20 protein-coding genes are annotated in these 19,269 nt (G+C 59.1%); 13 read left to right on the top strand and 7 right to left on the bottom strand.

Annotated features, from left to right (window positions below; genetic code table 11):
* The 3 genes from ASB66_RS06475 (at window position 1) to coaBC (ending at window position 2,931) form a co-directional block, all read left to right on the top strand.
* On the top strand, window positions 1-438 hold the full coding sequence (locus ASB66_RS06475) for a response regulator (protein ID WP_012654793.1): 438 nt from the start codon (window positions 1-3) through the stop codon (window positions 436-438).
* A 15-nt stretch (window positions 439-453) separates the two neighbouring features.
* The gene (locus ASB66_RS06470) at window positions 454-1,488 is read left to right on the top strand and encodes a sensor histidine kinase (RefSeq protein ID WP_114386325.1); all 1,035 of its coding nucleotides are present in this window, start codon (window positions 454-456) and stop codon (window positions 1,486-1,488) included.
* A gap of 225 nt (window positions 1,489-1,713) precedes the next feature.
* Complete coding sequence (gene coaBC, locus ASB66_RS06465; RefSeq protein ID WP_114386323.1) at window positions 1,714-2,931, top strand: bifunctional phosphopantothenoylcysteine decarboxylase/phosphopantothenate--cysteine ligase CoaBC; 1,218 nt, start codon at window positions 1,714-1,716, stop codon at window positions 2,929-2,931.
* On the opposite strand, the gene ASB66_RS06460 is transcribed toward coaBC, so the two are convergent.
* Window positions 2,928-3,449 (bottom strand): chromate transporter, encoded by a 522-nt coding sequence (locus ASB66_RS06460; protein WP_060719656.1) that lies wholly within the window; start codon window positions 3,447-3,449, stop codon window positions 2,928-2,930. The two genes, coaBC and ASB66_RS06460, sit on opposite strands and share 4 nt — an antisense overlap.
* Window positions 3,446-4,054 (bottom strand): chromate transporter, encoded by a 609-nt coding sequence (locus ASB66_RS06455; RefSeq protein ID WP_156545109.1) that lies wholly within the window; start codon window positions 4,052-4,054, stop codon window positions 3,446-3,448. The genes ASB66_RS06460 and ASB66_RS06455 overlap by 4 nt, the downstream gene beginning before the upstream one ends.
* 96 nt (window positions 4,055-4,150) lie before the next feature.
* On the opposite strand from ASB66_RS06455, the gene ASB66_RS06450 reads away from it, so the two are divergent.
* Window positions 4,151-5,080 carry a LysR family transcriptional regulator gene (locus tag ASB66_RS06450; protein WP_060719657.1) on the top strand — a complete coding sequence of 310 codons (930 nt, stop codon included), beginning with the start codon at window positions 4,151-4,153 and terminating at the stop codon, window positions 5,078-5,080.
* A gap of 36 nt (window positions 5,081-5,116) precedes the next feature.
* Here the strand turns inward: ASB66_RS06450 and ASB66_RS06445 are convergent, their stop codons facing one another.
* A complete protein-coding gene (locus tag ASB66_RS06445; RefSeq protein WP_060719766.1) occupies window positions 5,117-5,932 on the bottom strand; it encodes a class II glutamine amidotransferase in 816 nt (271 codons plus the stop codon).
* A 280-nt stretch (window positions 5,933-6,212) separates the two neighbouring features.
* Here ASB66_RS06445 and ASB66_RS06440 point away from each other — a divergent pair, with 280 nt between their 5' ends.
* The 3 genes from ASB66_RS06440 to ASB66_RS06430 all read left to right on the top strand — a co-directional run bounded on the left by ASB66_RS06440 (window position 6,213) and on the right by ASB66_RS06430 (window position 8,274).
* Entirely contained in the window at window positions 6,213-7,124 is a 912-nt protein-coding gene (locus ASB66_RS06440; protein ID WP_060719658.1) for a pirin family protein, read from the top strand.
* A 121-nt stretch (window positions 7,125-7,245) separates the two neighbouring features.
* Window positions 7,246-7,821 carry a tyrosine-protein phosphatase gene (locus tag ASB66_RS06435; RefSeq protein WP_060719659.1) on the top strand — a complete coding sequence of 192 codons (576 nt, stop codon included), beginning with the start codon at window positions 7,246-7,248 and terminating at the stop codon, window positions 7,819-7,821.
* Between the two features lie 48 nt (window positions 7,822-7,869).
* Window positions 7,870-8,274 (top strand): GFA family protein, encoded by a 405-nt coding sequence (locus ASB66_RS06430; protein WP_060719660.1) that lies wholly within the window; start codon window positions 7,870-7,872, stop codon window positions 8,272-8,274.
* Between the two features lie 11 nt (window positions 8,275-8,285).
* Here ASB66_RS06430 and thiD read toward each other — a convergent pair whose 3' ends face one another.
* Entirely contained in the window at window positions 8,286-9,158 is an 873-nt protein-coding gene (thiD, locus tag ASB66_RS06425) for a bifunctional hydroxymethylpyrimidine kinase/phosphomethylpyrimidine kinase (RefSeq protein ID WP_081089161.1), read from the bottom strand.
* 212 nt (window positions 9,159-9,370) lie between these two features.
* On the opposite strand from thiD, the gene otsB reads away from it, so the two are divergent.
* Both otsB and otsA read left to right on the top strand, forming a co-directional pair.
* Window positions 9,371-10,177: a trehalose-phosphatase gene (otsB, locus tag ASB66_RS06420; RefSeq protein WP_060719661.1), complete on the top strand. Its 807-nt coding sequence runs from the start codon at window positions 9,371-9,373 to the stop codon at window positions 10,175-10,177.
* A gap of 36 nt (window positions 10,178-10,213) precedes the next feature.
* A complete protein-coding gene (gene otsA, locus ASB66_RS06415; protein WP_060719662.1) occupies window positions 10,214-11,617 on the top strand; it encodes an alpha,alpha-trehalose-phosphate synthase (UDP-forming) in 1,404 nt (467 codons plus the stop codon).
* A 63-nt stretch (window positions 11,618-11,680) separates the two neighbouring features.
* Here the strand turns inward: otsA and ASB66_RS06410 are convergent, their stop codons facing one another.
* Entirely contained in the window at window positions 11,681-13,264 is a 1,584-nt protein-coding gene (locus ASB66_RS06410; protein WP_060719663.1) for a peptide chain release factor 3, read from the bottom strand.
* 84 nt (window positions 13,265-13,348) lie between these two features.
* Between ASB66_RS06410 and dut the strand changes: the two genes are divergently transcribed.
* Window positions 13,349-13,813, top strand: a complete 465-nt coding sequence (gene dut / locus ASB66_RS06405) for a dUTP diphosphatase (RefSeq protein WP_156545110.1) — start codon at window positions 13,349-13,351, stop codon at window positions 13,811-13,813.
* Window positions 13,814-13,821: 8 nt separating this feature from the next.
* Window positions 13,822-14,712, top strand: a complete 891-nt coding sequence (locus tag ASB66_RS06400; RefSeq protein WP_114386321.1) for a GNAT family N-acetyltransferase — start codon at window positions 13,822-13,824, stop codon at window positions 14,710-14,712.
* Window positions 14,713-14,714: 2 nt separating this feature from the next.
* Here ASB66_RS06400 and ASB66_RS06395 read toward each other — a convergent pair whose 3' ends face one another.
* Entirely contained in the window at window positions 14,715-15,347 is a 633-nt protein-coding gene (locus ASB66_RS06395) for a LysE family translocator (protein ID WP_060719666.1), read from the bottom strand.
* Window positions 15,348-15,477: 130 nt separating this feature from the next.
* Between ASB66_RS06395 and ASB66_RS06390 the strand changes: the two genes are divergently transcribed.
* Both ASB66_RS06390 and cysK read left to right on the top strand, forming a co-directional pair.
* A complete protein-coding gene (locus ASB66_RS06390; RefSeq protein ID WP_060719667.1) occupies window positions 15,478-16,095 on the top strand; it encodes a LysE family translocator in 618 nt (205 codons plus the stop codon).
* 135 nt (window positions 16,096-16,230) lie between these two features.
* A complete protein-coding gene (gene cysK / locus ASB66_RS06385) occupies window positions 16,231-17,199 on the top strand; it encodes a cysteine synthase A (RefSeq protein ID WP_012654775.1) in 969 nt (322 codons plus the stop codon).
* 280 nt (window positions 17,200-17,479) lie between these two features.
* On the opposite strand, the gene ASB66_RS06380 is transcribed toward cysK, so the two are convergent.
* Window positions 17,480-19,012, bottom strand: a complete 1,533-nt coding sequence (locus ASB66_RS06380) for a YifB family Mg chelatase-like AAA ATPase (protein WP_114386452.1) — start codon at window positions 19,010-19,012, stop codon at window positions 17,480-17,482.
* Window positions 19,013-19,269: the final 257 nt, after the last annotated feature.

Here is a 19,269-nt window from a genome sequence, read left to right as displayed (position 1 = left end):
ATGAAAGCAGTGGCCAAGGAAGTGACCATCGTCATGGTCGAAGACGACGAAGGCCATGCGCGCCTGATCGAAAAAAATGTCCGTCGGGCCGGCGTCAACAATGAGATCGTGCCGTTTACCAACGGCACCGACGCGCTGGATTATATCCTGGGCACGGATCGTTCCGGCGAAACCTCCGCAGATCGATATCTGCTAATTTTACTCGATCTTAACTTGCCGGATATGTCGGGCACCGATATACTCGAACAAGTTAAGACCAATCAGCACACACGTCGGCTGCCGGTCGTCATCCTCACCACAACGGACGATCAACGGGAAATACAGCGCTGCTACGATCTTGGTGCCAATGTCTACATCACCAAGCCGGTGGATTATGACAATTTCGCCAATGCCATTCGTCAGCTCGGTCTGTTTTTTTCCGTGATGCAGATCCCGTAACGAGCCGACCGCCCCATGAATGTCCGAATTCTTTATCTCGATGACGACCCGGCCATCGTGCGGCTGGTGCAGAAAGCGCTTGGGCGCAACGGACATGCTGTCACCCATGCCGAGGATCTGGAGCGGGCGCTTGGCTTTCTGGCGTCTGAAAACTTCGACGTTATTGTTCTCGATCATTATCTCAGCAATATGACCGGTCACGATGTGCTGGCGCATTTGCGTGGACGGCATATCATGACGCCGGTTGTCTATGTGACCGGTTCCAACGAAGCCCGTATCGCCATCGAAGCGATCAAGGCAGGCGCCTCCGATTACGTCATCAAGACGACCAGCGAGGATTTCCTGTCGCTGCTGGAAAGCGCCATCCGCCAATCGGTCGAAAATGCCCGGCTGCGCGAAGCCAAGGTCAAGGCGGACGAGGAAATCCGCCTTGCCAAGGAAAGGGCGGAAGCACTGCTCAGCGAGGTCAACCACCGCGTTGCCAACAGTCTGGCATTGGTGGCAAGCCTACTGCGGCTTCAGATCGCCAATGCCCGCAGCGATGAGGTCAAGGCCGAGCTGACCGAAACCCAGGCCCGCATTACCGCCATTGCCGGCATGCATCGCAGCCTCTACACATCAGACGATGTCAGCCGGGTCGATATGGACATTTATATCGCCAATCTGGTGCGGGAAATCGGCGGTTCGCTTGCCAATCCCGACAAGCCGATCACCCTGACAGTCGATGCCGAGCCGATTTCACTGACCGCTGACCGCGCCGTCTCCATCGGCATGATCGTCACCGAATTGGTGACCAATGCGATCAAATATGCCTATCCCGACCGCAAGGACGGCGAAATCCGCGTGCGGCTGTGCCATGCCCAGCCCGGCCATGCGCTGTTGACGGTGGAGGATGACGGCATCGGCATCAGCCCTGGCGCTGCCCCGAAGGGCACTGGCCTCGGCAGCCGGATCATCAAATCCATGGCCGCAACGCTGGGCGAAGGTCTCGCCTACCAAGAGATCGCAGCGGGAACGATTGCCTGCGTGCCGATAGACCTTGCCCGATAGAGGATCGGATCGATTCCGTTTTCCGCGCCAGCCTATAGCAGGCGTCATCTTATCGTTTCCTCTTTCAGGCGCTTATGCGCTACAGCGCCGTGCATTCTACAAAATGCACAAAGGACGCTGTAACTCTTTAAATCTGCTGCATAATTTTTTCCTTAAATCGATTCCGATTTAAGGAATTATGCAGTAGTGTCCGGTTCGCACCGATAATTTCATGGCAGGCTTTTCATGGCGCTGACGGACAAGCGTATTCTCCTGATCATCAGCGGCGGCATAGCCGCCTACAAGAGCCTGGACCTGATCCGGCGGCTGCGCGAGCGGGGTGCCTCGGTGCGCCCGATCATGACGCGGGCCGCTCAGGAATTCATCACGCCGCTCGCGGTCGGCGCGCTTTCGGCCTCCCATGTCTACACGGATCTGTTCTCGCGCGAAGACGAACAGGATGTCGGCCATATCCGACTGGCCCGCGACTGCGACCTGATCCTCGTTGCCCCCGTCACCGCCGATCTGATGGCGAAAATGGCCCATGGCATGGCCGATGACCTGGCTTCGGCGGTGCTGCTTGCCGCCGACCGGCCCGTGCTGGTCGCACCGGCGATGAACCCGAAAATGTGGGCGCATCCCGCCACCCTGCGCAATGTCGCGCAGCTCAAGGCCGATGGCATTCAGTTTATCGGGCCGATGGCTGGCGAAATGGCCGAAAGTGGGGAAGCCGGTCTGGGCCGCATGGCCGAGCCGCTGGAGATCGTTGCCAAGGTCGAAGCCTGCCTTGACACCTCGTTCAAGCCGTTGGCAGGCAAGACGGCCATTGTCACCTCCGGCCCAACCCATGAGCCGATTGATCCCGTGCGCTATATCGCCAACCGCTCCTCCGGCAAGCAGGGCCATGCTATTGCCAGCGCACTTGCCCGGCTGGGCGCCGAGGTGACGCTGGTATCCGGCCCGGTCAGCCTTGCGGACCCCACAGACGTCAAAACGATCCATGTGGAGCGAGCCGAGGAGATGCGCGACGCCGTGCTCACCCACCTGCCCGCCGATATCGCTGTGATGGTCGCTGCCGTGGCCGATTGGCGGGTCGAGACGGCATCAGAGCACAAGATCAAGAAACAGCCAGGCGACGCCGCACCGATGCTGGCACTGACCGAAAATCCGGACATTCTGAAGACTGTTGGCCATCATGAAAAACGCCCGGCACTGGTCGTTGGCTTTGCGGCGGAAACCCGCGATGTCGCACACAATGGCCGTACCAAGCTGGAACGGAAAGGCGCTGACCTGATTGTCGCCAACGACGTTTCACCACAAACCGGCATCATGGGCGGCGATCGAAATCGGGTAACCCTGATTTACAAGGATCGCACCGAGGACTGGCCGGATATGGGCAAGGATGCCGTTGCCGAACGGCTTGCCCAAACCATCGCCGGGATGCTCGGCGTCAAATCTCTCTAAATAAAGATCAGGCCGATCAACGCGCCGCTGCCCAGCGCGATCAGCGGGTGAACCTTGGTCACGGCGGTCAGCACCGCACAGCCAGCCGCAATGCCGATCAGAATTGGGCTGGTTGCCGAGGCCTTGGTGATAACAGCGGCGCTGGAGGTGACGAGGCCAGCCGTCATTGGTGCAAGCCCGGCTTGGACGATCCGCCGCCAGGGCCGGTCCTTGAAGCGCTCCCAGAGCGTCACGGCTCCAGCAGTGATCAGCGAAGACGGGCCGAATTTGGCGATGGAGGTGACGACCACCCCGGCAAAGCCCGCCACATGCCAGCCGACCAGCGGCACCACCATCATATTCGGTCCGGGAGCCGCCTGGGCCAGCGCAAACAGCGCGCTGAATTCGCTGGCGCTCATCCAATGCTGGACCTCCACCACCCGGCGCTGCATTTCCGGCAGGATGGCATTGCCGCCACCAAAGGCGATCAGCGACAGTTCCGTAAAAATCAGCGCAAGAGAAATCAGGGTGGCAATCATTTCGACAATTTCCAGCTCAGAACAATGGAGACCGGCGCCAGAACCAGCATGGTGGCGAACAGCGGCAGGCGGAAAACTGCAATGGCGATGAAACACAGAGCGACGATGGCCAGCGCCCAGAGCTTGTGTTTCAGCGGTTGCAGGACTTTCCAGGCCAGCGAGATCAACAGGCCCGACGCCGCCGCCGCCAGACCCGCAAACAGATGCTCGACCTGCGGGTTGTCGCGGTAACGGTCGTAAATGTAACCGAGGCAGATGACGATGGCCGTCGGCGCGGCAATCAGGCCGAAAGCGGCGGCCAGCGCACCCCTCCAACCCTGAAACTTCAACCCAACCGCCACCGACATATTGATGATATTGCCACCCGGCAGGAACTGACAGAGGCCAAGCAGATCCATGAATTCGCCAGGTGAGAGCCAGCGCCGATCCTCCACCATCATCCGCCGCGCCATCGGCAACACACCGCCGAACCCCATCAGGCCAAGGCCTAGAAAGCCAGTAAACAACTCGGCGATGCCGGGATGATGTTGCGGGGGATCGGCCTTACCTGTCTTGGTCTGACCTGTCTCGGGCCGAATTGTCTCCGGTTGAACTGTCTTCGTCATGACTATCGTCCGTTTCGTCTTTTCTCTTCCATACGCCGCTCGAATTCTGATGTCCAATATATGGATACCCCACACTTCATATGTTAAAGATATGTCATGATTGAACTGCGCCACCTTCGCTATGCCGTGACCGTCGCCGAAGAGGGCCATCTGACCCGTGCGGCAGAGCGGCTTGGCCTGCAACAGCCACCTCTCAGCCAGCAGATCAAGGCTCTGGAAACATTGGTCGGGGTGACGCTGTTTATCCGCCAGCCCCGCGGCATGGCCTTGACCGAGGCGGGGCTGGCGTTTATCGCCCGCGCCCGACAGATCCTTGCCGATGTGGATATGGCCGTTGAGGCCGCACAACGGGCGGCGCGTGGCGAAATCGGCGAGCTTGCCATCGGCTTTACCACCTCGGCAGTCTTTCATCCGCTGGTACCCAGCATCGTGCGGGCCATGCGGCTCTCCTCACCATCGCTGAAACTGCGGCTGGATGAAGGCTCTACCACGGAACTTCTGGGTGAATTGTCCGCCGGTCGGCTTGATGCCGCCTTCATCCGCGCCACCGCCGGTGCTTTGCCTGGATCGGGGCCAACGCTCAGCATCGAGACCGTCGATATCGAGGACATGGTGCTGGCTTTGCCCGACACCCATCCTTTAGCCCTGCACAGTCAAAACCGTGACAGCGATACCGTCGCGCTTGCCGCGCTGGCCGCAGAAACATTCGTGCTCTATCGCCGTCCCCTGGCGCAAGGGCTGTATGACCGGATCATCGCGGCCTGCCAGGCTGCCGGTTTCAGCCCGCATGTCGCACAGGAAGCGCCGAAACTGGTCTCCACCCTCAGCCTGGTGGCGGCGGGTCTTGGTCTGTCGATCATTCCGCAATCTATGGCGCGACTGGAAACCTCCGGCGTCGCCTATCGCCGTTTTGCGCCCGGCTCCGGCCTCGATGCGCCGCTTTCGCTTGCCTATCGCCGCGATTCCTATCGTGGCGCGCTGAAGACCTTCGTTGAGGAAGTGAGGCGGCACGTCGGCACACCATGATGCCGCAGCCCTATTGGCATCCGGGGCAAACCCAGATCAGCCAGCCATTTCCGTCACCCGAGCAGGCGCGTTGCCGATTTCCGGCTCGAAACCCATGACGTTCAGACCCTCATCATTGAGGATCACGGCGCTGCCCGGTGGGATCTCAACCCAGGTTTCCGTGTCATCGTTCAGCGGTTCGGACACCAGACAATGCCCGCCCTTGCTCCCCATCGGCCCGGCATACAGCGTCGGTGCAAAGGCGTCGGTGGAATAGCGCACGGCATACAGCGCCTGGCCATCGGAAAAGGCGGAGGTAAAGCGGACACGGGTGGTGCCAATGATCTCGGCACTCAGTCTTTCGGCAAAACCGATGGCCTCAGCCATGGCGGCAATCGGCCGATGTTTCATGCCGAATTGCATGGCCAGCAAGAACAGAAGTTCGGAATCCGTCGAGCCGGTGCGGGCGTTGAAATATTCATCGTCCAACATGCTTTCCATGGCGCGGCGGATACGATCGAAATGATCGATCTGGCCGTTATGCATGAAAGACCAGTTGCCATACACAAAAGGATGGCAATTGTCGCGCCGGGTCGCGCCATGGGTTGCAGCGCGCACATGCGCCAGAAAGAGCGGGGAGCGGATCTGCCGGGCAATGCTTTTCAGGTTACAGTCCGACCAGGCGGGCAGAACATCGCGAAACCGGCCCGGCTCCGGTCGGTCGCCGTACCAGGCCAGGCCAAAACCGTCCGCGTTGGTGGATGTCTTGGCGCGGGTGGCGCAGACGGATTGCTCGATCAGCGAATGGGCGGGCGACGATACCAGCTCCTCGATAAAGAGCGGTTCTCCCCGATAGGCTGCCCAACGACACATGGCATTCATGCTCCGGCAAGACCGGTTCTCAGCGGAGCCGGCAGAGCCAATCTTGAAGGAAGGTGTATAACGAAGCGTAAAGCTCAGCTTTCTTCATGTCAGATTCGTGACGAAAGCGGTAATCACATTTCGCAGTGCGGCATTGTGTTTTGTGAAGAGCGGAGGGGTTTCCTTGAAGAGCCGCTTCTGTGAACACTGCGTTGCGTCCAGTGCTCTTCGCCTGCTTTTGAAAAGCCTTATATTGGCTACAAATCATATTCGCTCGAAAGGAGCCCGACCGATGTCCATCCGCCCCGTCAAACATGAAAGCCGCGCCATGCCCACCACGGAAGGCGCCGGTGTCAAGCTGCACCGCGTCTTCGGCTTCGGCGACACGTCGATGACTGATCCGTTCCTGATGATGGATGATTTCCGTAATGACGATCCGAGGGATTATATCCGCGGCTTTCCCTGGCATCCGCATCGCGGCATTGAAACCATCACCTATGTTCTGGCCGGAACGGTGGACCATGGCGACAGCCTCGGCAATCAGGGTCAGCTTGGCGCCGGTGATCTTCAGTGGATGACGGCGGGTAGCGGCATCATGCACCAGGAAATGCCGAAAGGCGATTTTTCCGGTAAGATGCACGGATTCCAGCTCTGGGCCAACCTGCCCTCCTCGCTGAAAATGACCGCACCGCGCTATCAGGACATCAAGTCCGCCGACATTCCTGTCGTGGTCGATGACGACGGCACGGCGGTGCGGGTCATCAGCGGCGATTTCTGGGGCAAATCCGGCCCGGTCGATGGCATTGCCGCAGAGCCAGTCTATCTCGATATCTCGGTACCATCAGGTAAGACCAAGCGCTTTCCAGTCGATACCTATCGTTCGGCCTTCGCCTATATTTTTGCAGGTTCCGGCTCGTTCCGCGATGCCTCCAAGCCGTTCGGCGTCAAGGTGGAGAAGGAATTTCAGGGCGAAGAACTGAATATCCGCGACCTCTCCGGCAACCGCACGCTGGTGGTTTTCGATACCGGCGATGAAATCACCGTCCAGGCTGGCGAAAAGGGCATTCGCTTTCTGCTGGTGACCGGTAAGCCGATCAAGGAGCCGGTCGCCTGGCATGGACCGATCGTCATGAACAGCCGGGAAGAGCTGATGGAGGCCATGCGCGAATTGAAGAACGGCACCTTCATCAAAGCCGATCATTGATCGCTGCGTATTGACGAAATAGTGATAATAGGACGCGGGGGATGGGCCGCGTCTTTCAGTTCGATGTCAGGTTCAGCTTTTACAGGGTGGATGGTTATTTGATCCGACCCTGTGTGAGCCCATGTCCATCCTGCTGGCGAAAGCCATCCGCTATACCACCCTTGCCTGTTTGACTGGTCTGCTGTCTTGCGGCGCCTACCTCGGCTATCTCCGGATGTCGGGCAATTTCCACGAGGTCATTCCAGGCGAATTCTACCGCTCTGCCCAACCCACCGCCGCCGATATCAAGGATTATGCCGGGCGCTACGGTATCAGGACCATCGTCAATCTGCGCGGATCATCCCCCTCGCCCTGGTATGCGCAGGAAGTCGCAACCGCCCGGGAACTTGGCATCGACCACATCGATTTTCGCATGTCGGCTGCCAAGGGCCTGACCATCGACAAGGCCGAGCAACTGGTCGCTCTGCTGAAATCCGCGCCAAAGCCCATCCTTATCCATTGCGAGGGCGGTGCAGACCGCAGCGGTCTCGCCTCCGTGCTCTACCTGCAACAGATTGCCGGCGTGCAAGAGGACACAGCAGAGCAACAACTCTGGCCGGTGATCTATGGCCATGTCGGCATCCCCTATGTCACCAAGGCCTATGCCATGGACCGCAGCTGGCTGGAATTTGAAAAAGCCATGGGGATCGAAAGCTGAGCCTTATGCATTATAGTCCCGCAGAATGCAGCGCGGGAGGCTCAAGACATGCAGATCGAAGGACAGTGCCATTGTGGCAAGGTGACCTATCGTGCCGAAATCGACCCTGAGAATGTCGGCATTTGCCATTGCACCGATTGTCAGCGCCTGACCGGTTCACCCTTCCGGGTCACGGTTTCAACCCCGCGCGACAAACTGCATCTAACGGGAAGTCCACCTAAATCCTATATGAAATACGGCGACAACGGTCGGCCGCGCTATCAGTTTTTCTGCCCAGATTGCGGCACGCCCTTGCTCACCACCGGCGAGGGCATGGATGCCGAAACCTGGGGCATCCGCTGGGGTAGCATCAACCAACGGGAAGTCCTGCTGCCAAAACACCAAAGCTGGCGGCGGTCCTCTGTCCTTTGGCTGGACAGTATCGGCGCACTTCCCGGGTCAGAGACGGAATAAGCTGCCGTCGGCTATTTCGGCCATGCTTGGTAAAAATGATGAACGGGTCCGTGGCCGGAGCCAACAGTCAGCTGCCCTGCCGACCGAACCGCGCCAGCCAGCCAGGCCTTTGCCACCGTGACCGCCTTCGCCAAGGCGTCGTCTGTTCCACTATCCTTCGCCTCATGGTCCATGGCCTTGGCAAGCTCGGCGGCAATGGCGCTGGACAGTGAGCAACCGGTGCCATGGGTATTGGCGGTGGCAATCCTTTTGCCTTCCAGCCACAGGGTCAGCGTTGGCGTGACCAGCAGATCGGGACTCTGGTCGCCCGGCAGATGCCCACCTTTCAGAAGCACGGCTCTGGCGCCGAGCGCCAACAAGGCCCTGGCCTGCGCCTCCATACCGGTGTGGTCCACCGCCTCGGGAACGCGCAGAAGTGCAGCGGCTTCCGGCAGGTTGGGGGTGATCAGGCGGACCCGCGGCAAGAGTTGCCCAACCAGCGCGCCCACCGCCTTGTCATCCAGCAGCGCGGCCCCACCCTTGGCAACCATGACCGGATCAAGAATGACCGGCACTTCCCCATGACCGGCCAGTACAGCGGCTACAGCGCCGACGATATCGGCATTGGCCAACATGCCGATTTTCACCGCATCGACCCGGATATCGGCAAAAACCGTCTCAACCTGCCTTGCGACGAACGCGGGAGCGAGCAGCTCAACAGCCGCCACCCCTTGGGTATTCTGGGCTGTCAGCGCCGTCAACGCCGCCATGCCATAGACACCCAAAGCCGAAAATACTTTCAGATCGGCTTGGATACCTGCGCCTCCGGACGGATCGGAACCGGCAATCGACAAGACATTGGCGACACGAGGCAAAGGCATTTCAACGCTTGTTTGAACGGTCATGATTGCCCCTGCCGAAGTCAATATTCTCCCGACACCTCGTCTCCTGTTGGTGGAAGAGCTGGACGTCTGGGCAGATCTATCGCAGTTTTCCATGCTCCTGTCACGGTCCCGCCCATTATGCTGCATTGCGCAATTAACTGCATTTTTCGGGAACCAAACTGGACACCCATCGTTACCTAGGCGTCGACAGGTCGTGTGAAACGAGGCGGGATATGGAAAACCAGCAATCGGCAATCAAGCGATCGCCAGCGCGAATCGAACAAAAAGACGCGGGAGCGCTGTTGTTTGATCTTCTCCACGCCGAGCCTCACCGCTACGCATTGTTTCTCGATATTGATGGTACATTGCTGGATCTTGCCGAAAGCCCGGACGGAATCCGTGTGCCGGTCGGGCTGGCAGACGACCTAGATAAGCTGTCAACACGCATGGGCGGGGCGCTTGCGCTGGTAACGGGGCGGGCCCTGGCCTATGCTGACCGGCTGTTTGCGCCAAAGCATTTCCCGATTGCCGGATTGCACGGTACCGAACGGCGAACTGTGGAAGGCACGGTCATCCGCAGTGAGCCGAGTTCGGCTTTCCTGGCGGTCAAGCAAGACCTTCCAAAGCTCGAACAGGCCTGGCCGGGCGTGCTGGTCGAGGACAAGGGCGCCGCCATCGCCGTTCACTATCGCCAGGCTCCCGCCTGTGCCGACGTGGTGGAAAAAGCCTTGGCGGATGCCTTTAAGGCGGCAGGTCCCGGCTATGAACTGCAACGCGGCAAGATGGTCATCGAAATCCGCCCTGACAGTGCCGACAAAGGCCGGGCCTTGCAGGCCTATCTGGCCGAGCTGCCTTTCACCGACCGCGTTGCCATCGCCATTGGTGACGACGTGACCGATGAGGCGATGTTTGAATGCGTCAACCGCTTGGGCGGCTTGTCGATCCGGGTTGGCGATCTCGATGGCAGTATGGCCAGCCAGTCTTTGGCAAACCCGCAGGTACTGCGGGACATTCTCGCCAAGCTGGCTCGTCCAAGCTGACGTTCTGGGCTGAAAAACGATAAGAAGGACAATGATATGAGCAGACTTGTTGTGGTTTCCAACCGTGTTCCCGTACCCGACAAGACCAATAAAGCGCCGGCGGGAGGTTTGGCCGTCGCGTTACGGGCTGCCCTTGAGGACAAGGGCGGCATCTGGATGGGCTGGTCGGGCGTCTCCAGCGGCGAGGAAGAGGCCGGTGAGCTTGCGATGATCGAGGATGGCAAGATCACCTACGCGCTGACTGATCTCACCGACCGCGATGTCGATGAATATTATCACGGCTTTGCCAACCGCGTGCTGTGGCCCACCTTTCACTACCGTCTCGACCTGACCGATTATGCCCGCAAGGATATGACCGGCTATTTCCGGGTTAACCGGTTTTTCGCAGAACGGCTGGTGCCGCTGCTGAAGCCTGACGACACGATCTGGGTTCAGGATTATCATCTGATCCCGCTCGCCAAGGAATTGCGGCAGATGGGGGTGAAGAACCGGATCGGCTTCTTCCTGCATATCCCGCTTCCACCCGCCGATGTGCTGTTTGCCATGCCGGTCTATGAAACGCTGATTGAAAGCCTGGCCCATTACGATCTGGTCGGTTTCCAGACCGATTTCGACCATGCCAATTTCGTCGGAGCCCTGGTGCGCGAGGGGATTGGCGAGGCGATCTCCGGCAACAAGATCAAATCCCATGATCGGACGTTCAAAGCGGGTCATTATCCGATTGGCATTGAGACGGCGGCCTTCGCCGCCTATGCCCGCAGGGCGGTGCGCAACGTGATGGTGAAGCGCGCTGCGCAAAGCATTGAAGGCAAGGCACTGGTGATCGGTGTCGACCGGCTGGATTATTCCAAGGGCCTGACCCAGCGTCTGGATGCCTATGAGCATTTCATCAATGCCAATCCGAACTATCAGGGCAAGGTGACCTATTTGCAGATCACCCCGAAATCCCGCTCTGAAGTGCCGGAATATGAGGCCATGCAGCGCACCGTGGCCGAACAGGCCGGGCGCGTGAACGGCGCGCTGGGTACTGTCGATTGGGTACCGATCCGCTACATGACCCGCTCGGTGGCGCGTCCGGTCTTGGCCGGGCTCTACCGGCTGGCCAAGGTCGGGCTGGTGACGCCGATGCGCGACGGCATGAACCTGGTGGCCAAGGAATATGTTGCCGCCCAGGACCCCGATGATCCCGGCGTTCTGGTTCTATCGCGTTTTGCCGGAGCGGCACGCGAGTTGAAAGGCGCCTTGCTGGTCAATCCATACGATACGGAAGGCACGGCCCAGGCCATTGCCCGCGCCCTCGACATGCCACTTGCCGAGCGCCAAGACCGCTGGAAAGGCATGATGGACCATCTGCTGGTCAACGATGTCAACCATTGGTGCGACACGTTCCTGTCGGATCTGATGGAAATGCCGAGGGAAAAGTCCGCCGAAGCGGCTTAAAACAGGGTGATGCCGCATCAGGATTTAAAATCCTGATGCGGTCTTACTCTTTTCCATCAGTGATCACGCCGCCTTGGCGACGTGATATTCCTTGATGGCCACCATCTTGATTGCCGGATAGCGCTCCGCCTCATAGCGCAGCGAAAATGCATCCTGCGCCATGAACACCGGATCTCCATCCAGATCCCGGCAGATATCGCCGCGCCGGGCCGCCATGAACTTGTCGAGTTCGCCGGGCTGTTCGGCAGAAATCCAGCGGCAGACGGAAAAGCGCGACATTTCAAACGACACAGGCAGGGTATATTCGCCCGAAAGCCGCTCCTTCAACACATCGAGCTGCAAGGCCCCGACCACGCCGACAATGGCGGGCGAACCGTCTTCTGGCGAAAACAGCTGTACGACGCCCTCTTCCGCCATCTGCTGCAAGGCTTCCTTCAGCTTCTTGGCCTTCATCGCATCTTCAAGCCGCACGCGGCGCAGGATTTCCGGCGAAAAGTTCGGCACACCCTGAAACACAAGCGCTTCACCTTCGGTCAACGTATCGCCGATGCGCAAAGTGCCGTGGTTGGGAATGCCCACCACGTCACCGGCAAAGGCGGTATCGGCCAATTGCCGCTGCGAAGCGAAGAAGAATTGCGGCGCCGTCAGGCCCATCAGCTTGCCGGTGCGGGCCAGCCGCGCCTTCATGCCACGCTCCAGCTTGCCGGAGCAAATCCGCGCAAAGGCGATGCGGTCGCGGTGGTTGGGGTCCATATTGGCTTGGATCTTGAAGACAAAGGCCGTCATCTTGTCTTCCGCCGCATGCACCTTGCGGATATCGGCCATCTGGTCGCGTGGCGGCGGGGCAAAATCACCCAGCGCATTGATCAGGTCGCGCACACCAAAATTTCGGAGCGCCGAGCCGAAGAACACCGGGGTCATATGGCCTTCGAGAAAGGCCTGACGGTCGAAGGGGCGGCAGGCTTCCTGCGCCAGCTCCAGCTCGTCGATAAAGGTCTGACGCTCGTTTTCCGGCAGGTTTTCAGCGACATTCTTCGGGCTGTTGACAGCTAAGGCTTCAACCTGCTTGTCGGAACCACGGAAGGTATTATCGACCAGATTATAGGAGCCGCAAAAGCTTTTCGAGCGCCCGACCGGCCAGGTGATCGGGGCCGTGTCCAGCGCCAGCTTTTCTTCTACCTCATCCAGAACCTCGAAAATATCCCGGCTTTCGCGGTCCATCTTGTTGACGAAGGTGATGATCGGAATATCACGCATCCGGCAGACTTCGAACAGTTTCAGTGTGCGTGGCTCGATACCCTTGGCCGAATCGATGACCATGACAGCGGCATCGACCGCCGTCAGCGTGCGATACGTATCGTCGGCGAAATCTTCATGGCCGGGCGTATCGAGAATATTGAAGACATTGCCTTCATACTCAAAGGTCATCACCGAGGTGACGACGGAAATGCCGCGCTCCCGCTCGATCTTCATCCAGTCCGAACGGGTCTGGATACGGTCTTTCTTGGCTTTCACCTCACCGGCCAGCTGGATCGCGCCGCCGAACAGCAGCAGCTTTTCGGTCAGCGTGGTTTTACCAGCATCCGGGTGAGCGATAATAGCGAAGGTGCGGCGGCGGGAGACCGCCTCTGCGAGCGTTTCGGCCATGTGAGGAATTCCTTTTAACTGGCCGGTTATCTAGCGTTTTGGCGTTCAATATGCAATTGACCCCGGCAAACAAAGGATATCCCCATGCACGATACGTCCGCGCCATGCCTTCATCTCAAACGTCTATCCCATGGTGAAGGGCTGGAATTGCCCGCTTATGAGACGGCGGGTGCGGCTGGCATGGACCTGCGCGCAGCCGTGACCGAGGCCGAACCGCTGACCCTTACCCCCGGAAAACGCGCTCTGGTGCCAACCGGGCTGATTATGGAAATCCCCCAGGGCTTTGAAGCGCAGATCCGCCCCCGCTCCGGCCTCGCCTTCAAAAACGGCATCACCTGCCTCAACACGCCCGGCACCATCGACAGCGATTACCGCGGCGAAGTAAAAGTGTTGCTCATCAATCTCGGCACCGAGGATTTCACCATCACCCGCGGCATGCGCATCGCCCAGATGGTAATTGCGCCGGTGACGCAAGTACAGGTGATAGAGGTGAGCGAAACATCGAACACCGTGCGTGGTGCAGGCGGGTTCGGCTCGACGGGGGTCTGAAGGACACCATGAAGCCGGACGGGCTAACATTGCGCCAAGGATATTTCAATGATCCCTTGGCTTTTCAAGGGCTTGTCGATCTGCTGCATGACATTTTCGGCATCGATATCAGTGCGCAGGATCAACTTGGCGGCCCCGACCGCACATGCATGCCGTTTGGGTATTTTGATCGTTCCGGCCGCTGTGTCGCCAATTTTTCGGTCTTCGCCATGCCCCTTATGATCAACGGGACGATGGTGACTGCTGCGGGCTATCAGTCCGGTGCAGTCCGCCCGGAATTCCGAGGACGTGGCCTTTATCGCGACCTCATGCAGCGCGCCTATACCTGGGCAGAGCAAGCAGGATATCGAACCGGAATTCTACTGACCGACAAGCCCGCGCTTTACCAGCCTTATGGCTTTCGTGTTGTAACGCATTGTAAATTTGGCGGCTCAGTTCCGGCTTTTCAGCCAATTATCGGCGGCAACGCAAGACAACTTGATTTAGGAATGACGGCGGATCTGACCCTTTTGCGTGACATGCTTGCCTGTCGCCAGCCGGTCTCCCGCCACTTCGCCGTTGTCAGCCAGACAGAGATGTTTCTTCTCAATGCTCATTTCGATGCATCGATTACGTTGAGCCTATTGCCTTCTCTCAAAGCCGTTGTTGCATGGAAATGCGCCGACGACGGTAGTTTAAAACTTCTGGATATTGTCGCTCAAGACATTCCGCCGTTAAGTGCCATCCTGCCGCATCTCGACGTTCGAGCCGACTCTGTGGAAACCTATTTCCCACCCGACCGTCTCTCTTGGAAGGGCGAACCTGTACCTTACGAAGGCTCCTGCTCCTTGATGATGTCGGGCTTCGGGCTGGAGGCCGCAGCAGGGCCGCTCATGCTGTCGCCTATGGCCGATTTTTAACCTCAGCGCTGCGCCTGCGTTGCCATTCTCACCGCCAGCACAGCCAGTACCGTGCCCATCAGCCAGCGCTGCACCATGATCCAGAGCGGACGGCGGCTGAGAAACAGGGCGATGGAGCCGGCAGTCAGCGCGATCACTCCGTTGATCGTGGTGCCGATGGCGATCTGGGTGAGGCCGAGCAATAGTGATTGTAGAAACACGCTGCCGCTGGCGGGATCGATGAATTGCGGCAGCAGCGACAGATAGAGAACGGCCACCTTCGGATTGAGGAGATTGGTCACGAGGCCCATGGAAAACAGCCGTCTGGGGCTGTCCTTCGGCAGCTCGCGCACCTGAAACGGCGAACGACCGCCCGGCCTGACCGCCTGCCAGGCCAGATAAGCGAGATAGGCTGCACCAGCCAGTTTCAGCGCCTCATAGGCATAAGGCACAGCCATCAGCAGAACCGTAATTCCCAAGACCGACATCAGCATATAGATCAGGAAGCCCAACGCGACACCACCCAGCGAGACCAGTCCGGCCATCGGCCCCTGACAGATGGAGCGTGACACGAGATAGACCATATTCGGGCCGGGGGTCAGCGCCATGCCAAGGCAGATCAGGGCGAAAGCAAGAAGTGAGGCAGTGGTGGGCATGATGTCTCCTTGGCGGAAGGCTGTACCCACTGAAAGAGCAGAAAGTGCCGTACCGGGCAATTTCAATCGTGTCACCGTTGCAAGTTGCAGCCGGGCGGATTAGCACTGCTTGTATCGATGGAGACCTATCATGACCCTTGCCAGCCTGCTTGCCTATGCCGGAGCCTTGTTCATCGCCGCCGCCATTCCCGGCCCCGGCATGACGGCAATTGTGGCGCGGGCGCTTGGCTCCGGTTTTCGCCCGACCTTTTTCATGGGACTGGGCCTGATCCTGGGCGATCTCTGCTATCTGACCGCCGTTATTCTCGGCCTTGCCTATATTGCCCAGACATTCGTGACGCCGTTCCTGATCATCAAATTCGCAGGCACGCTCTATCTGGCCTATATCGCCTGGAAGCTTTGGACGGCAGGGCTTTTGCCGCAGAATATCGAAGCGCGCAAAAGTGCGGGCGTGATGGCGTCCTTCCTGTCCGGCCTGTTCGTGACGCTTGGCAATCCGAAAACCATGCTGTTTTACGTGGCTCTGGTCCCGACCCTCATTCCGCTCGAGGCCATCGGCCCGTCGGATTACGGGTTACTGGTTGGCACGACATTTGTGGTGCTCATGGCCGTGCTCATTCCCTATATTCTTCTGGCTGCCAAAGCCCGGCTGCTGCTGAAACAGCCATCGGCGCTGAAACTTCTCAACCGGGCCGCCGCCAGCATTCTGGCCGGAACCGCCGCCTATATCGCCACAAAGGCGGCGTGAAATAAACATTTGTTTCCGCTGGCTTTGCAGCGGTTTTTTTCTCCCCGGAACCACGGCGATAGGCAAAGGGTTCTGGTCGCTTGGGTGATTTGATCCTATTGTCCCTGCAAAGCGCGTTATTCTGGAGGACCGCACATGTCTGAAGCAAAGAAGCCCGGTCGTGGCCGTATCTATGGTTCGATCACCGAGACCATCGGCGATACGCCCATCGTCCGGCTGGACAAGCTGGCGAAGGAAAAGGGCGTCAAGGCTCATCTTCTGGCCAAGCTGGAATTCTTCAACCCGATTGCCTCCGTCAAGGACCGTATCGGTGTGGCGATGATCGAAAGCTTGGAGACGCAAGGGACGATCACACCGGGCAAAACCGTTCTGGTTGAGCCAACCTCCGGCAATACCGGCATTGCGCTGGCCTTCGCCGCCGCCGCCAAAGGCTATCGCCTGATCCTGACCATGCCGGAAACCATGTCCATCGAGCGTCGCAAGATGCTGGCGCTGCTGGGCGCCGAACTGGTGCTGACCGAAGGCCCCAAGGGCATGAAGGGCGCGATTGCCAAGGCCGAGGAACTGGCCGCAACCATTCCCGACGCGATCATCCCGCAGCAGTTTGAAAACCCGGCCAATCCGGAAATCCACCGCAAGACCACTGCGGAAGAGATCTGGAACGACACCAATGGCGAGGTTGACATCTTCGTCTCCGGCATTGGCACCGGCGGCACGATTACCGGCACCGGCCAGGTGCTGAAGGCCAAGAAACCGTCTGTTCAGGTGATCGCCGTGGAACCCGCCGACAGCCCGGTTCTGTCGGGCGGAAACCCCGGCCCCCACAAGATCCAGGGCATCGGCGCCGGTTTTGCACCGAAGATCCTCGATACCGGGATCTACGATGAAGTTGTCACCGTTACCAATGACGAGGCGTTTGAACTGGCCCGGTTGGTCGCGCGGCTTGAAGGCGTGCCGGTCGGCATTTCATCAGGTGCCGCCCTCACCGCAGCCATCAAGGTCGGCCAACGCCCCGAAAACGCTGGCAAAACCATTGTGGTGATCATCCCGTCCTTTGCCGAACGGTATCTGTCGACGGCGCTGTTTGCCGGGCTTGGCGAATAATCGCATTCAATGCGCTGATCCATACGATTGGCGGCATCAAACAATGAAGACGAGGGCTACAGCATAAGGTGTAGCCCTCAGTTTGTTGACAACCCCGATCTCGGCATTTCGTCATCCTCGGGCTTGTCCCGAGGATCTGTCGTGGCTGATTAAGCCATTGACGTTGTTACTTAAATTGACGTGCGTAAATACTCGGTACAAGGCCGAGCATGACGTCGAGGATAAATGCAGCCTTTGTCAGCAGTCTGAGGGCTACAGCAGCAGGCGCAGTCCTGTTTCGTTATGCAGCAGCCGTCAGGCGTTCCGAGGGAATGCGGTAGGAAATTGCCTCGGCCAGATGAATCCGACCAAGTGCCTCTGAGCCATCCAGATCGGCCAATGTTCTCGCCACTTTCAACACCCGATGATAGGCGCGGGCCGAAAACTTGAACTTCTCCGCTGCATCCCGCAATAACTGCAAACCGGCAGCGTCAGGTGCGGCCAGTTTTTCGATCAGCGCAGTCGAGCACCGCGCATTCATGCGGATTTCAGGCACGCCCGCCTCGATAAACCGTTCCGTTTGCCGCTGTCGGGCTATGGCGACCCGGCGGGCGACATCGGCGCTTTTTTCGGCGGCCATCGGCTTGATCAGGTCCATGGCCGAAACGGCGGGGACATCGATGCGAATATCGATCCGGTCCAGCAGCGGACCGGAAATCCGGCCCTGATATTCGGTCAGGCAGCGAATGCCGCGCGCGCAGGTATGGCCCGGCTCACCCGCCATGCCGCAACGGCAAGGGTTCATCGCGGCAATCAGCTGGAAGCTGGCCGGATAGGTGACGCGGTGATTGGCGCGGGCGATAACGCATTCGCCGCTTTCCAGCGGCTGGCGCAAGGCATCCAGCACCTGCGGCGAAAACTCCGGAAATTCATCGAGAAACAACACGCCATTATGGGCAAGCGAAGCCTCGCCCGGCCGGGCGCGCAAGCCGCCGCCAACCAGCGCCGCCATGGTGGCGGAATGATGCGGCGTGCGAAATGGTCGGCGGTCCGACAGTTTTCCGCCCGCCAATTGCCCGGCGATGGAATGGATCATCGACACATCCAGAAGCTCCGGCGCCGAAAGGACCGGCAGGATGGACGGCAACCGGGCCGCCAGCATGGATTTCCCCGATCCCGGCGGGCCAACCATCAGCAGGTTGTGGCCTCCGGCAGCGGCTACTTCCAACGCCCGTTTGGCGCTTTCCTGACCACGAATATCGGCGAGGTCAGGCAGATTACCCGGCAGCGCCCGGCTGGCCGGATTCGGGCGCGTCAGGACCTGGGTACCACGAAAATGGTTGGCCAAAGCGATCAGGCTGCGGGGAGCTAAAATATCCATGTCCGACCCCGCCCAGGCCGCCTCCGGGCCGCTATCCGCCGGACAAATCAGCCCTTTGCCGAGCGCATTGGCTGCCATGGCCGCTGGCAGAGCACCGGCAACGGCAGCAATCGTGCCATCCAGGTTCAACTCACCAACCACAAGATAATCGCCCAGCACATCGGCGGGAATGGCGCCCAGCGCCGCCATCAGGCCAAGAGCGATGGCCAGATCGAAATGTGAGCCTTCCTTGGGCAGATCCGCCGGTGCCAGATTGATGGTGACCCGCTTGGGCGGCAGCGCCAGCCCGGAAGCATGCAAAGCCGCTTGGACCCGTTCCCGGCTTTCGGCCACCGCCTTGTCCGGCAGGCCGACGATCTGCACCCCAATCTTGCCGGGCGCGACCATGACCTGCACATCGACAGGCACGCCATCAATGCCCTGAAACGCAACCGTGCCCACCCGTGCAACCATATCCCAGCCCCCTTGCCGGCAGCGGTCCATCCGCCCCTACGCAATTTCATGGATTTCGCCGGACGAAAAAGAGAAAATGCGTTTAAAATCAATTTTTTAAATCAAGTCATCGAGCGAAACCCGTAACGGGCAAGCTACAATTTCTTGCAACCATAGTTTTGCATGAAAAACAAAGGACGACAAGAACAATAAATGAACAAAGACCCATTTCGAGGGCAAAATGGTTGTGTCAGGTTGTGCTTTCAGAACAAAAGGGA

Source organism: Gillisella vitis, from assembly GCF_001541345.2.
Taxonomy (GTDB): Bacteria; Pseudomonadota; Alphaproteobacteria; order Rhizobiales; family Rhizobiaceae; genus Allorhizobium; species Allorhizobium vitis.
The sequence above is the reverse complement of the archived record's forward strand: the minus strand, read 5'-3'. Positions and strand labels throughout refer to the sequence as shown.